This window comes from Flavobacterium aestivum (assembly GCF_026870175.2).
Classification (GTDB): Bacteria; Bacteroidota; Bacteroidia; order Flavobacteriales; family Flavobacteriaceae; genus Flavobacterium; species Flavobacterium aestivum.
Map to the genome: position 1 here is coordinate 1,619,649 of NZ_CP113977.2, position 14,630 is coordinate 1,634,278.

Here is a 14,630-nt window from a genome sequence, read left to right on the forward strand (position 1 = left end):
CTATTTAAAATAAGGTCTTAAGATTATAAGGAATATAATCGAATTGGTATAAATAAAATTAATCCATTACTTTACTATGAATTTTTAATCCGAGTAAGCCATCGAGCTATATTTGATCGCTGCATTCCTTGTTAGGACACAAAAAAAGTATGACAAGCTTCATATTTGAAGGGGAGTATCTAAATATTAAGATAGTCTTGAAAGAATTGAAACCAATAAAAAACTTCCTCGAAAGAAGAGGAGATTTTGATTGATGTAAAACAGGAATAGTTAGGATAAAATATTCATTTTCTTGATAAAATCTTTATAAGTGTCACTTAGGTTTATTCTATGATTCCCTTTGAGGATAACAAGGTTATCAGCAAGGATTATTTCTTCTATTTTATCAGTGTTTACAATGTAGTTTCTGTGAGTTTTGATGAATTTGTCTTTGTCAAGTAGTGCACTTATTTTGGTTAACGAAATCAAGATGACAAATTTTTCTTTTTCGGTAATGATGTTGCAATAGCGATCTTCAACTTCAATATAGAGAATGTCTTGGAGAGCCACTTTTTTAAGGGCATTTTTCTTTTTGATGAACATATAATCATTGCTGATTACGGTGTTTTGTTCTTCGCTTAAAAAGACATTGGTTTGTTCGTAGAATTTTTCAACAGCCATTTCTAAGGCATAGAGAATTTCTAATTCATTGAAGGGCTTGACCAAGAAGCTAAAAGGCTTGGTGAGTTTGGCTCTTTCAAAAATTTGACGATCTTGGGAACTGGTCAAAAATACAAAGGGTTTCGATGCATTTGGTACGATACTGATGGTCTCGGCAAAGGTTATACCATCTGGTTTTCCGTCTAGAAATACATCAATAATGATGATGTCTACCGTATTTTGGTAGAATAAGGTCAACGCATCTGTATAATTTTTTGCAACTCCTACTACGTTGTATTTGTTGGCTAGTAAGACTTTGCTTAGAGCATCACTTTGTTCTTGTGTGTCTTCTATAATAAGTACATTGATATTATCCATTTTGTTCTGTTTTTGGGAGCGAAAGTATCATTTTGGTTCCTTTGTTGAGTTCGCTTTCAATTGTTAGCGAACCACCATTTTTCTTTGCCATTTGCTTGCATAATTGAATTCCAAGTCCGGTTCCTATGATTTCTGAGTTGCCTTTTTTGGCTAGGGCTTCACTATCTTCAAGTAAGTTGGCTATAGTGTTTTGATCCATTCCTAGACCGGTATCCTGAATTACGAGTTGGCAAAAATTGGTATTTGTTTCTATGGTATATATACTGATTTTCCCGTTTTCATGAGAGAATTTTATGGCATTGTCCAGTAGGTTGCGCAGTATAATTTTTAACGAATCGAGATCTACAAAGATGAAATCATTTTTAGAAACTGTATTCTCAAAAGTAATGGCTTTGTCTATTAATAAAGACTTGTAATTGTATTCTATTTGCTGTACAATTGAAAATAGATGAACAGAATCTTTATGAAAATAGAGCTGTTTGGTTTGTAATAATGCCCAATGAAGCAAGTTGTCCAGTAAACTGTAAGCGCCGTTTGCAATAACACTATTTTGGTTTAGGAGCTGATTAAGTTCACTGTAGTTTTTGGTTTGCAGGGAGTTGGTTAATTTGGTATTACTGTTTTTTAAGGCATTGACAGAAGAGCGTAAATCATGGCTCACGATTGAAAACAGCTGGTCTTTGGTGGCATTGAGTTCATCTAGTCTTACTTTTTGACTGAGAATGATTTTGGCATTTTTTACTTTTTGGCCGTATACATAAACACCTCCTATCAAAAGTGATAACAATCCCAATACTGAGTAAAACATAGTATTACGTTGAGTGTCTTTTAGCTTGTTCTCAATCTTTAAAACTGAGATTTGTTTTTGTTTTTGCGCTACCGCATATTTTTTTTCATAGTCAGCAAGTGCCCAAACTTTGTTTTGGTTGTTCAGAGAATCTTGCCATTTCTCGGATTCCTTTCTATAAGTTAAGGCTTCTTTGTAATTGTTTCTGTTTTCTTCTACAACGGCCATGTTTTTTGAAGCATCTCTTTTTTTATCAAAAGCTTTTACATTTTTAGATGTTTCATAGGATTTTTTAAAATAAAAAATTGCCAAATCGTCTTTATACTGTTCGTAATACAAATTAGCAAGATTCATATATGAGGTGCATGTTCTGTCCTCATTTTTGGTTTTCTTGTTTAATTGTAAATTCTTAAGAAGGTACTTTTCTGCTTTATCAAATTGTTTTAAAAAAATGTAAGTTGTACCAATTCCATTATATGCATCTGTTAGACATTCAATATTGTTTGATTTGATGGATAGTAATTCAGATAGTTTAAAATAAAAAAGAGCTTTGTTATAATCTCTTGATTCTAAAATTGAAGCGCCTAGAATAAAGTTTTTGATTGATGAAAGTTGAAAAGAATTTGATGTTAATAAAAATTCTTTTTCTGCCTCTTTATATAGTTTTTTGTAATAAAAACTAGCTCCCCTAAAATAGTGGCAATATTCAGCTAGAGATTTGTTTTTACAAATACTTAATTGCTTCATTGAGTATACTAAGGTAGAATCCCAATCTTTTTTTAAATAAAAAGATTGGGCCTTAACAAAGTTTTTTTCTTCCTTAAATTCAATTGATTTTTGGTGAAGAATTTTTTTTTCCAATAAATTATTCTCTTTGGATTGTGAAAAAAGAAAACAGGGAAGTGCCAAGACAAAACAAAAAAAATATTTATTGATATTTAAATTCATTTTATGGAAGATTTGTTGTAGTTCCTCTTGAAGTTTCAGGATCTAAGTTTATCATAAAAGATTCAATTTTGTTTATATCTGACACGGTATCTGAAGTATAGTCTACTTCTACATACCACACATCGCAAGTTTCTGGTGTAACTTCGGAGAAATTATAATCGTATTTCATGGTTAAAACCGTTCCTTTCTCTGTAGGTGTTTCTACTGTAGGAGCAACTGGATCGTCAGAATTTATATATAAAGTTGCTCTTATTTTTAGGGTTAGAGAGCCACCTTCTGGAGTGTAAAATTTTGCAGATACTAATGGTGCCACAGGATAAGTAACCGTGTTAGGGCTTAAGAAAGTGAATGGTTCGGTGTTGATTTTTGTGTTTTGGATAACCTTAAATGCCATAGTCTTTTTTTTACGAGTTAAATAAATGGAGTAATTTCGGGTTAAAGATATTTTTTTTCTTTGTATAATGCGTAATGTTTTTATTATTTTTTTGTGATTTTTTTATCTATTCTGTTTAAAATGTGTGAAATTTCACAATATTTGTATTTTTTTGATTTCTAAGGATATTAGTTTTAGAAGTAAAAAATAATCAGATCATTAAGTAAGATTCTTTTTCGAAATTCAATTTTGAAGAAAATTGAGCTCGTAACGAAAAAACCCCAAATCTAAAAGATGAATTGGGGTTTTTGGAGGTATTTATTGTACTTCAAAAGTGTCTTTAAGGGAGATTGGAATTCCCTGATCTGTAAATCCTTCAAGTGTGATCTCGAATGTTCCCATTACATCGGAGGTATAAAAAGATATTGGGTTATCAGTATTGTCCAAATTGATTTGAGGGAGCCATAACAACTGATAGCGGTAGTCAGGAATTCTTTCGTATTTGGTCTGATCTGAATAATCCGGAGAGTAGTAAATAGACTTGTTTAATGGTCTTACTATTTTGTTTTTTAAAATATAATCACCTGATGCTTTTGTTTGGTAATCATTGTTTTTTGTAGTGATATTTACAATTCCGTTGAATGCTTTTGGTCCATAAAAGTAGACTCCTGTGACAAGACTAACTTTGTAGATATTCTCTGTTCTGTAATCAAATAACTCATTGATGTTTTGTATAACCAATCCATCGACTAATACTAATGTAGGTTCATTAAAATTCGTTAAATCATAATGAGTATCTCTAACATGGATAGAGTAGTTATTGTTTGTCTGTCGGTAGTATATCTCTTTAAGAACCTCAGTAATTGTTTCTTTTAGGCTAGGGAACCGTGTGTAATCATCTAGAATGTATTCTTTTTCAAAAGGATGATAAAAGGGTTCTGTTTGCTGAGACGGTATTATGCTGTCTTTATTTATTGCGTAATATGCATTCTCTATTTGATTGGCAACTGATCGTTCTTCCAGAGTTTTTTTGTTTTCTACGGTAAGTTTTAATAGGTTGGTAAACTTTAATTCGGATTCATTAAAACTTTCTTGATTGTCTAATTCTATTTTGTAATTTTCTTTATCATTTTCTATTACTTGTATGACAATATCCGAATTGTTTGTGTCTTTGTCGAGAATGAATTTAAATTGCCCCTGTTGATTTGTTTTAACAATTTTCATGGCAAATGATTTGCCTGGTATTGATAATGCTATGGTTTTGTTGTTTAACTCCTGTGGCTGTTTGTTGTTTGAAATTGTTCCAGTAATGATTTCTCCACGAAGTTCAGGGGTGTATAATATTTTTTTGTTTAAATAAATAGCAGATGTTTTGTTAGTCTGAATATATTCAAGTGCATTTTTTTGCTTGATGCTTGGCAAATCATCAATTTTTCGAATCGAAAGGGAATAGTTTCCTTTTTCAGGAGAGTTTTTTAACGATTTGATTTTAAAAGTCATTTTCTCCCTGCTTGCGCTAGTTCTTTTATCTAATTGCATTGCAAAGAAATCATTTCTTTCGATCTTTGTTCTTTCTGCTTCTTTTTGAATGGTTTTATTTTCTTTTGCTGCTATATCGGGATTACTGGCTAGAATGTTTTTTTCGTTTTCTAAATACGGATTTATAATAAATAAGTCAATTTCTGTTTTTTTAAATTCAGGCTTGTTTAGCATTAATTTAGTATAGGCCGTTAGTTTATAATTACCTGTGGGAAGTGTTGTTGGCATAAAGAAATCACCTTGACTATTACCATTTTCAAGGTAAATTTTATTGGTGAAAATAGTTTGATTCTCACTATTGGTAAGTGAGATATAAGCAATTTTGCTTAAGGTACTTTGTTTGTTGTTTGTTGGGTTTATGCAATATAATTTGCAAAGCAATTTTTCGCCTACGAGTAATGTAGTAGTATTTAAATGAATAAATATGCTTTCATTGACCGAGCCAGAATTGGAGTCTTTTATTATTTCACTATTTTGAGCTGATGCAAAAGTGTTTGTGATTATAAGCAACACAATGGCAATTTTTTTTATTAGTCTATCCAAAATAAAGGTTTTATGTTTGATGAGAATTTTGTGCAATCACCGCAATCAGCCTCTACAAAAGTATAGATGCGATTGTCATCTGTACTACCGTAATAGACATAGAAAACAGAATTTACATATGCTTCTATAAAAGCACCACCACAGCCTTTTTCTTTGAAGCAATTTGATTTTTCTATTGTATTACATTTTATAAAATATGGAGGGTAATTAGCTTCTTTTGGAAATATATCGATAAAGTTGAAAAAAATTCTTTTTGACGATACCGAAGAAACTTCAAAATAGCCGACAATTTTCTCATTTGGATTGTCATTGCATTTTAGATTACCATAATTAAAACCCGTTTGGGTTTGTGATAATATACTTTTTGAAATAGATAAATCTTTCAATGTTTTGTAGTAAGTGTAAGATGCTAAGTTTTGTACGTATTGACGAACAATTATACTATAGCGTTCTCTAAGTATTGGATCCTTGACGCTTATGTATCTGATAGGGAAGTTTATTCGATCTTCTGTTAATCCTACTGTACTTTTCAAAGTTAAGTCATCCAATGACTTTGTTGTATAACAAGTTCTTGTTTCCCCTGTTCTTGGGACTACTAAAAAATCAGGATCTCCGTCTGGTGTTAAATAAGGAGCGATTATGTATTTATTTGGATTCCAATAGGGAGCTATAATTTTATAGGTTTCATCATATTCGTATCTATAAAATTTTGATTGACCAGTTGGATCATAACTACTAACGTTTATATTTACTCCCTTCTCACCTTCGTTTGTCTGAACTATTGGAGTAACCTGAACTTCGCTTTCCGGAGTTAATATTTCTGGGGTCGATGAGTATGACTTGCCATCTTTGGTTATTATATTTAATTGGTACTTTTTTCCAGGAATTGCTTTAAAGGCCGATTTTGAAATGTATGAATCTACATCTTCTTCAAATTCATAAACTGTATTGTCATTGTCTGTAATATATACATTTGCCCCTTTTTCAAAAACTGGTTTGTTTTCTTCCAATCGGTAGGTTCTATTTACTTTGATTTCTTGTAATCTTAATTCATTTGTGATAATGCCATTTACAACTAGTATATCTTCAAATGTATTAGATTGTAAAACATATTGTTCTGTACAGCTAGTGAATAGTATAACACTAAAAATAAGTATATACTTAATGAAATGAGAAGTAATGTTGTCTTTAATTTTCATATAGTGTTGTAATTAAAACTTAATGTTATAAGTAATAGTTGGTATTGGAACTGAGAAAATAGATGTTTTATACGCCTTTATTTGTCCTTCTTTTGTTACGAAAAACACAGAATAAGGATTGTTCCTTCCTAAAACATTATATATTGATATGTTCCAAAAGCTATGGCTCAGTTTTTTTATTTTATGATTTCCCTCTATGTTAAAACCTATGTCTAATCTATAATAATCCGGAATTCTATATTGATTTCTATCGCTATACAGAGTGTATTCTAATCCGTTATACATGTAACTGCCAATAGGGTAGGTTATAGGTCTTCCTGATTGATAAATGAAATTAGTAGAAAGACTATAGCGTTTTGTGAATTTGTAATTTAAGACAGCACTTGCTTCGTGTGGTTTGTCAAAATTTGTTGGGAAATAAGCTCCATTGTTTACTTTTTCATCATTAAAATTACTATCCAGTTTTATAAAAGTTCTGGAATAAGTATATCCGAGCCATCCGTTCAATCTGCCTATTTGTTTTTTTAGCAATAGTTCGACTCCGTAGGCTTTTCCTTCCCCTTGTAAAAGCTGCGTTTCAGTATTTTCGTTTAAAATTAGTTCGGCACCTACTTTATAATCAAGCAGATTTTTTGATTTTTTATAATACCCCTCTAAGCTTATTTCGACTATATCATTGTATACATTTTTATAAAGTCCTAATGAGTATTGTTGTGATTCTTGTGGAGCAATATTCAAATCAGAAAGTTTCCATGCATCAGTAGGAGATTGTGTTGTGTTACTCGTTAGTAAATGGATGTATTGAAAAGTTTTATCATAACTTCCTTTGATAGAAAAATTATCTGTAAATAAATAACGTACAGCTAGCCTAGGTTCAAAACCACCATATGTTTTAATGACTTCGTTGTTCTTGTATGTCTGCGATCCTTTTACAGTATTGTCATTTATTGGGAGATTATCTTGATAAATTCTTTGGGTTGATTCCCCCAAAGCGGCATAATAAGAATAGCGTAAGCCAGTGCTTATTAATATTTTATCGTTTAAAGCATAATTATCAGTAAAATATGCTGCTGATTCTAAGGCTTTTTCGTCTTCAATGTCTATGGGTTTTATTGTTGATTCTGGTTTATTAGGGGATAAATGTCCAGGATCAGTTTTGTATAATTTACTTGAAATACCATAATTGAAGGTGTGCTTTTTATTGTATATGCTGTTAAAATTAAGAATGAATTGAGTTTCTTTTAATTTGTATCCATAATCAAAAGAGTTTATTCCCTCTGTTTGATAATCGATGTTGAATTTATATTCGCTATTTGTAAAAATTAATGCAGTTTTGTTTTTGCTATTAAATATATGACTCCATTCTAAAGAAATTAAACGATTGCTGTACTTGTATAATGAATCAGATGATATGCTATAGGTGTCATGACTATAATAAAATGTTGATTCAAAATTGTTTTTATCATTAATTTTATGATTGTATTTTAGTGTCCCATCATAAAATGAGGCTTCACTATTTTTTAATGATTCTTCGTCTAATCTTTTTAAAATCCAGTCAGAGTAGGTAGCTCTTCCACCTACTAATAAACTTGATTTGCCTTTTATGATTGGAGTACTAATAGCTAGATTGCTCGTTACAGATCCGATACCACCTTCTCCGGAAAATTTATCTGGGTTTCCTTTTTTGGAACTGATATCGAATACAGAAGAAAGTCTTCCGCCAAATTCTGCGGGTATACTGCCTTTGTAAATATCTACTTTGCTAGTGGTATACGGATTAACTGCTGAGAAAAAGCCTAAAAAATGCGAAGTATTGTACAAGGTGGCATTGTCTAAAAGGATTAGATTTTGATCGTCTTTACCTCCGCGAACATTAAATCCTGCAGATCCTTCCCCAGTTGTTTTTATTCCAGGAAGTGTTGTGGCAACCCTGAAAATATCTCTTTCACCAAGTACTAATGGTACGTTTTTAATTCCCTCGACATCAATTGTAGAAACACCGGTTACAGCAGTTTTTACATTCTTATTTAAATTTCCTTTAATGATAACTTCGTCTAGTTCATTTATACTTTCAGATAATGATAAATCCATTTTACCATTATCATATACCATAACAGTCTTAGTGATTTTTTTATGGTTAATTGATTCTGTTTCTATTTGATTCAGACCAGAAGGGACATTCATTGTGTAATGACCGTCGTTGTCAGTAACAGCACTTATATTTTTATTACGTATTCTGATTGTTACGTTAGAAAGAAGTTTTTTTGTTTTTCCATCTCTAATATAACCCGAAACAGTATATAGTTTTTTCTCTATATATTTTTTTTCCTTTCCAATTAGTATAATGCCAGGATCTCTGACTGTGTTTTTTATACTGTCATACTGCACATAAAATATTGGTTTGTCTGAACTTTTATTTTGTTCTGGGGTTGTGCTTTTTGTTGTTTTATCATCGAAATAGTTGTCGGGTAACTGATCTCTTATGATACTATTATTCGTTAGAATTACTCTTTTGTCTTTTATGAAATAATTTAAATTAGTCTTGTCAAAAATACCATTCAGAATTGTCTCAATAGAAGTGCTTTTATATTGTTGAGTTATTAAAGTACTGTCATTTTTGAACCAATTTTTGTCAAAGTAAAATTTGTAATCAGTTGATTTTTCTATGATTTCTATTGCTGATTTTCTATTTACTTCCTTAAATTCTATTGTGAGATCATTTTTTTCTTGACTGTATGAGCATAAAAACATTGTTAACAAAAGCAGTGTTAATGTAAATTTATTCATTTTTAGTTTGATTTATTAATAGGTGGGGGTTGATATATTTTAATATATTTTCTAAAAATAATTCTTTGTTGGATTGTTCTAACTCACTGTTTTTTGAATAATATTCTTTTATCTCTTTTTTGTTTTCTGGGAAAATTGTAATGATTTCTTTTTTGGAATTTATTGAGTAGAAGGTGTTTTTGAGTTTTATATAATAAGTGTTTTTGTCGGTAAACTCATCATATGTAATTTGTTCAGTTCCATCGGAGGTCTGCTTGTTGTCTATGATTTTTTTACGGGTCTTTTGGTTTTTTATATAAAAAATGAGTGTGTTCCCGATGATTATTTCTTCATAATAACCATTAATGTATTCAGGAAGTATTGGATTGCCATAATTTAGATTGACAAATTTTCTTTTATTAATTGTAAAAGAAGCTGTTTTTTCTTTGCTTAGAATAATACCTAAATAGTTGTATTCATCTATTGGTTTTATTACTAACTGGTCATTATTGACATCGTATTTTAGCTCAATATCATAATAATATTGTTTGTTATAAAGTACATTTCCTAGTGTGAAATTATCGGTAGAATAATAACTATGACTTTTGTCAAATGTTCTGTAATAATTGATTTGTCTAGGACCGTTATATATTTCTAAATTTTTTTTTCCAACTATGGAGTCAAATTTAGTATATAATGAAATCTCAGAATTTGTTTGGGAATATGTTTTGAATGCTGTAGTTATAAAAAGTATTAATAATACCGAAACTTTGATTTTAGGATATATAAATTGCATTTTATAGTATGAGATTTCTATTTGTTATGGATTGGAAACAGGTGTTAAATTTATGTTTTATTTCTTATAAATTGTTGTGATATTTTTATAAAAATAATATTAAATCCTACAAAAGCAATACTATATGTTGTATTTTTTTTATTTTTTTTAAATTTTTAAAATATAAGCTCGTATTTTATATGTTTTATTACCTAATGATGGATTTTTTCTTTGAGAGGATTTTAAATTGAAAAACCCCGTTTCACATACATGAAACGGGGTTTTCTTTATAAATAAACCTTTAGTAAACTAAGATCTGATTACTCTTTTTTCTCCTCACGAGGTGGTCTTGGTAAAAGCGCTTTTCTAGAAACTTTTTCCTTTTTGGTTTTTGGATCCACACCTAAATACTTCACCATAAATACGTCACCCATTTTTACTACATCCGAAACGTTTTCTGTACGCTCCCAAGCTAGTTCAGATACGTGAAGTAATACTTCATTTCCAGGAGCAGCAGTGTATTCTACAACTGCACCAAAATCAAGCATCTTGATTACTTTTACTTCGTAAGACTCATTCATTTGTGGTTTGAAAGTAATAGAAGCGATTTTTGCTAATACAGCTTCTATTCCAGCAGGATCAGTACCTAAGATTTCAATAACACCTTCTTCGTTTACTTCGTTAATCACGATAGTAGTTCCGGTAGCTTTTTGTAATTCCTGAATTACTTTTCCACCAGGACCAATCAAAGCACCAATGAAGTTACCAGGAATGGTTCTTGTGATGATTTTTGGAGCATATGCTTTTACATCCGCTTTTGGAGCTGGTAAAGTATCTGTTATTTTCCCAAGGATATGCAAACGACCTTCACGGGCTTGAGCTAAAGCTTCCTCCATGATGTTGTATTTTAATCCTTCGATTTTGATGTCCATTTGACAAGCAGTGATTCCGTCCGCAGTTCCGGTTACTTTAAAGTCCATATCTCCTAAGTGATCTTCATCACCAAGAATATCAGACAATACAGCAAAACGATCTCCATCAGTAATTAATCCCATTGCAATTCCAGAAACAGGTTTAATCATTTGGATACCAGCATCCATTAATGCTAATGTTCCAGCACATACCGTAGCCATAGATGAAGAACCATTAGATTCTAAAACTTCAGATACAACACGGATAGTATAAGGACAATCAGCAGGGATCATGTTTTTCAAAGCACGCTGTGCTAAGTTACCGTGACCTACTTCTCTTCTTGAAGTTCCTCTTAGTGGTTTTGCTTCACCAGTAGAGAAAGGAGGGAAGTTATAGTGTAAATAGAATTTTTCTTCTCCTTGTTCAGATGGAGAATCAATTTGGTTGGCTTCTTTAGAAGTTCCTAAAGTCGCTGTTGCCAATGCTTGAGTTTCTCCTCTTGTAAAGATAGATGAACCGTGTACAGATGGTAAGTAATCAACTTCAGCCCAAATTGGTCTAATTTGATTTGTTTTTCTTCCGTCTAAACGAGTTCCTAGATCTAAAGTTACATTACGAACAGCATCTTTGTTGACTTTGTAGAAGTATTTAGATACTAAATCTCCGTCAGCTTCCAATTCTTCTTCTGTAAATAATGCTACTACTTCTTCTTTTATAGCAGCAAATGCAGCTGTTCTTTCTTGTTTTGAAGAACCTACTTTGGCAATATCATAAATTTTGTCATAAGCAGCAGCTTTTACTTTAGCATAAATAGCTTGGTCTTCTTTTTCGTTTTCGTAAGTACGTGTCTCTTTTCTACCAAAAGCTTCAACAAGTCTTTCTTGTGCATCAATTTGGATTTTGATGGCATCATGAGCAAATTTAATTGCTTCTACCATTTCTTTTTCTGAAATTTCTTTCATTTCACCTTCCACCATTGCGATAGAATCTTTAGAAGCTCCAATCATCATGTCGATGTCAGATAATTCTAATTGAGCACGACTTGGGTTAATGATGAATTTTCCGTCTACGCGTGCTACACGTACTTCAGAAATTAATGTAGAAAATGGAATGTCAGATAAAGCTAGTGCAGCTGAAGCAGCTAATCCTGCCAATGCATCTGGCATAACTGAATCATCATGAGACATTAATTGTACCATAACTTGTGTCTCAGCATGGTAATCATCTGGGAAAAGCGGACGCAATACGCGGTCTACTAATCTCATTGTTAAAACTTCGCTATCGCTTGGTCTAGCTTCTCTTTTGAAAAAACCACCAGGGAAACGACCTGCTGCTGCAAATTTTTCACGGTAATCTACCGTTAATGGTAAAAAGTCAACACCAGGGCTGGCTTTGCGGGCTGATACTACAGTTGCAAGCAACATAGCATTTCCCATTTGAACTACTACTGAACCGTCAGCTTGTTTTGCTAATTTTCCGGTCTCGATTGAGATGCTTCTGCCATCTCCTAAATCGATAATTTCTTTTGAAACTTTTGGAATCATACTTTATTTTTTGTGATTAAACATGGGTTCTAGTTGTGTTGTAGTTGTAGTTGTTGCGTAGTTAATGCCTAAAACCCAATGAAAAACCAAACTTTTTTTAATGATAATATCAATTTATGTGAAATTAATATCAGTTTTTTAAATTTAAAAAGAAAATTTTAAACCTAAGTGTTAAAATAAAAAAGAGGCACTTTCGCACCTCTTTTGTATATTGATTATTTTCTAATACCCAATACTTTGATAATCTCACGGTATCTGTTAATCTCTGTTTTCTTTAAGTAATCCAACAAAGCTCTTCTTTTACCTACTAATAGTACCAATGAACGCTCAGTGTTGAAATCGTGACGATTTTTTTTCAAGTGCTCAGTAAGGTGGCTAATTCTGTAAGTGAATAACGCGATTTGACCTTCTGCAGATCCTGTGTTTTCTGCTTTTCCTCCGTGTTTAGCGAAGATTTCTTCTTTAATTTCTTTAGTTAAATACATTCGAATATTATTTAATGATTTTTATGTATGTCATACAGCTATTGCAAGACGGGTGCAAAAGTAATGTAAAATATTGAAATATTCAAAATATTCAAAAATTAAATCATTTTGAAGTCTTAATAGTAGTGGGTTTTAAGTTTTTAATACAACTTTGCAATCTCTTCGTTTACAAATTCCAAGAAACGTTCGTCAGCTTCTGTGAAAGGATCAATAACATGACTGTCAATGTCAATTTGTCCAATGTTTTCTCCATTTACAAAAAGAGGCACAACTATTTCTGATTTTACAGTAAAGCTACAGGCTATATAATTGTCTTGTGCACTTACATCAGGAACGACAAAATTGTTGTTCGAAACTGCAACTTGCCCGCAAATGCCTTTTCCAAATGGTATAACCGTATGATCAGTTTCGGCACCTACGTATGGACCAAGGTGGAGCGTTTGGGTTTCGTGATTGGCAAAATAAAATCCTACCCAGTTATAGTAAGAAATAGAATCACTCAAAAGTTGACAAACGGATAAAAGTTTTTCGTCTCTTGAAAGACTTGTATTTGAAGTGATTTCGGTTACTTTTGGTTCTAATTCTTTAAGTGTCATATTTTTATTATTTTTTTACAAAAATATTTAAACCCAATTTTAAAATTGCATAAATTTGATGAAAATTTAATTTTGGAATCGACTGATCCAAAAAAAGATCAAGTTTGAAAGAATAATGGCTATATCTTCCTAGTAATTATTTATCGGGATTCATAAAAAGAAATATAAACTGCGAATGAAAAAATATCTAGCTCTATACAAACCTTTTTTACTTTTTCTAGGTACTTTTTTTCTAACCTATGCGCTACTTGCATTTTTGTACCAACTTTTTCTAGATGGTTTTGAGAAGGGTAAAGTAGATTCAATAACGCGATTGGTAGCACAAAACACTGAAACCGTTCTTTCTTGGTTTCATAAATCGGTATTTATTAAAGAAGATAGTAAAGAGCCTTTTTTTACTTTGTATTATCAGCAAAAAGGATTGGTAAGGATTGTCGAAGGTTGTAATGGAGTGAGTTTAATCATATTATTTATCTCTTTCATTGCGGCTTTTTCTGGAAGTTTAAAAAATACTTTGCTCTTTATTTTTGGAGGAAGTCTGCTAATTTATGTTCTAAATGTGGTTCGGATTGCCATTTTGATTATCTTGATTTATTATTTTCCTGGTAAAACGCATCTATTGCATGGTGTTCTTTTTCCGTTAGTTATTTATGGTTTAGTTTTTATTCTGTGGATTGTTTGGGTAAATAAATTTTCAAAATATGCTAAATAAAATACTTCATAATAAGATAGATATTCTTATTTCACTCCTTCTGGTTTGTTTATTAGTTGGTGTTCGTGCCTTCGAGGATAATTTATTTTATGATCCTTTTTTGATTTATTTTAAGGGAGATTATATAGTATTGTCTTTGCCTGAGTATAATGGTTTACTACTATTTTTGGGCATGTTGTTTCGTTATGGTTTGAATACTGCTTTGTCATTAGGGATTATTTATTTTCTTTTTAAGGATAAAGAGATGGTCAAATTTGCTTCGATTTTGTATCTTTTGTTTTTCTTAGTTTTGATAATCGCCTTCTTTTTTATTCTTTATTTTTATGGGAATCAAAATAATCTTCTATTGTTTTATGTGCGTCGTTTTTTGATTCAGCCTTTGTTTTTAATTCTTTTTATACCAGCGTTTTATTTTCAAAAACTAAGTAAGTAAT

The 14,630-nt window shown here is 31.3% G+C and carries 12 protein-coding genes; 2 read left to right on the top strand and 10 right to left on the bottom strand.

The features are described 5' to 3' along the window. Positions 1-270: 270 nt before the first annotated feature. From OZP08_RS07115 to OZP08_RS07160, 10 genes are all read right to left on the bottom strand, one after another. Entirely contained in the window at positions 271-1,017 is a 747-nt protein-coding gene (locus OZP08_RS07115; RefSeq protein ID WP_268848940.1) for a LytR/AlgR family response regulator transcription factor, read from the bottom strand. Then, positions 1,010-2,665 carry a tetratricopeptide repeat-containing sensor histidine kinase gene (locus tag OZP08_RS07120; RefSeq protein WP_281323324.1) on the bottom strand — a complete coding sequence of 552 codons (1,656 nt, stop codon included), beginning with the start codon at positions 2,663-2,665 and terminating at the stop codon, positions 1,010-1,012. The genes OZP08_RS07115 and OZP08_RS07120 overlap by 8 nt, the downstream gene beginning before the upstream one ends. Before the next feature lie 88 nt (positions 2,666-2,753). Then, a complete protein-coding gene (locus OZP08_RS07125; RefSeq protein WP_268848944.1) occupies positions 2,754-3,146 on the bottom strand; it encodes a hypothetical protein in 393 nt (130 codons plus the stop codon). Positions 3,147-3,443: 297 nt separating this feature from the next. After that, positions 3,444-5,207, bottom strand: coding sequence for a hypothetical protein (locus tag OZP08_RS07130; protein WP_281323325.1), 1,764 nt, complete (start codon positions 5,205-5,207; stop codon positions 3,444-3,446). Beyond that, positions 5,195-6,406, bottom strand: coding sequence for a DUF4249 domain-containing protein (locus OZP08_RS07135; RefSeq protein ID WP_281323326.1), 1,212 nt, complete (start codon positions 6,404-6,406; stop codon positions 5,195-5,197). The genes OZP08_RS07130 and OZP08_RS07135 overlap by 13 nt, the downstream gene beginning before the upstream one ends. Before the next feature lie 12 nt (positions 6,407-6,418). Continuing rightward, positions 6,419-9,193, bottom strand: coding sequence for a TonB-dependent receptor (locus tag OZP08_RS07140; RefSeq protein WP_268848949.1), 2,775 nt, complete (start codon positions 9,191-9,193; stop codon positions 6,419-6,421). Then, a complete protein-coding gene (locus OZP08_RS07145; protein ID WP_281323327.1) occupies positions 9,186-9,968 on the bottom strand; it encodes a hypothetical protein in 783 nt (260 codons plus the stop codon). The genes OZP08_RS07140 and OZP08_RS07145 overlap by 8 nt, the downstream gene beginning before the upstream one ends. A 299-nt stretch (positions 9,969-10,267) precedes the next feature. Next, positions 10,268-12,403, bottom strand: a complete 2,136-nt coding sequence (locus OZP08_RS07150; RefSeq protein ID WP_268848951.1) for a polyribonucleotide nucleotidyltransferase — start codon at positions 12,401-12,403, stop codon at positions 10,268-10,270. A 215-nt stretch (positions 12,404-12,618) separates the two neighbouring features. Next, on the bottom strand, positions 12,619-12,888 hold the full coding sequence (gene rpsO, locus OZP08_RS07155) for a 30S ribosomal protein S15 (protein ID WP_077374687.1): 270 nt from the start codon (positions 12,886-12,888) through the stop codon (positions 12,619-12,621). Positions 12,889-13,028: 140 nt separating this feature from the next. Continuing rightward, positions 13,029-13,484, bottom strand: a complete 456-nt coding sequence (locus OZP08_RS07160; protein WP_268848952.1) for a GAF domain-containing protein — start codon at positions 13,482-13,484, stop codon at positions 13,029-13,031. A 175-nt stretch (positions 13,485-13,659) separates the two neighbouring features. Between OZP08_RS07160 and xrtF the strand changes: the two genes are divergently transcribed. Beyond that, on the top strand, positions 13,660-14,196 hold the full coding sequence (gene xrtF, locus OZP08_RS07165) for an exosortase family protein XrtF (RefSeq protein WP_268848953.1): 537 nt from the start codon (positions 13,660-13,662) through the stop codon (positions 14,194-14,196). After that, complete coding sequence (locus tag OZP08_RS07170; protein WP_268848954.1) at positions 14,186-14,629, top strand: exosortase F system-associated membrane protein; 444 nt, start codon at positions 14,186-14,188, stop codon at positions 14,627-14,629. Before xrtF ends, OZP08_RS07170 begins: the two co-directional genes overlap by 11 nt. Position 14,630 lies beyond the last annotated feature (1 nt).

What these genes read in the sequence shown, in the direction of transcription:
- rpsO (WP_077374687.1), bottom strand. Translation starts at nt 12,888, where the DNA reads ATGTATTTAACTAAAGAAATTAAAGAAGAAATCTTCGCTAAACACGGA.
- OZP08_RS07150 (WP_268848951.1), bottom strand. Translation starts at nt 12,403, where the DNA reads ATGATTCCAAAAGTTTCAAAAGAAATTATCGATTTAGGAGATGGCAGA.
- OZP08_RS07170 (WP_268848954.1), top strand. Translation starts at nt 14,186, where the DNA reads ATGCTAAATAAAATACTTCATAATAAGATAGATATTCTTATTTCACTC.
- OZP08_RS07145 (WP_281323327.1), bottom strand. Translation starts at nt 9,968, where the DNA reads ATGCAATTTATATATCCTAAAATCAAAGTTTCGGTATTATTAATACTT.
- OZP08_RS07115 (WP_268848940.1), bottom strand. Translation starts at nt 1,017, where the DNA reads ATGGATAATATCAATGTACTTATTATAGAAGACACACAAGAACAAAGT.
- xrtF (WP_268848953.1), top strand. Translation starts at nt 13,660, where the DNA reads ATGAAAAAATATCTAGCTCTATACAAACCTTTTTTACTTTTTCTAGGT.
- OZP08_RS07135 (WP_281323326.1), bottom strand. Translation starts at nt 6,406, where the DNA reads ATGAAAATTAAAGACAACATTACTTCTCATTTCATTAAGTATATACTT.
- OZP08_RS07140 (WP_268848949.1), bottom strand. Translation starts at nt 9,193, where the DNA reads ATGAATAAATTTACATTAACACTGCTTTTGTTAACAATGTTTTTATGC.
- OZP08_RS07160 (WP_268848952.1), bottom strand. Translation starts at nt 13,484, where the DNA reads ATGACACTTAAAGAATTAGAACCAAAAGTAACCGAAATCACTTCAAAT.
- OZP08_RS07125 (WP_268848944.1), bottom strand. Translation starts at nt 3,146, where the DNA reads ATGGCATTTAAGGTTATCCAAAACACAAAAATCAACACCGAACCATTC.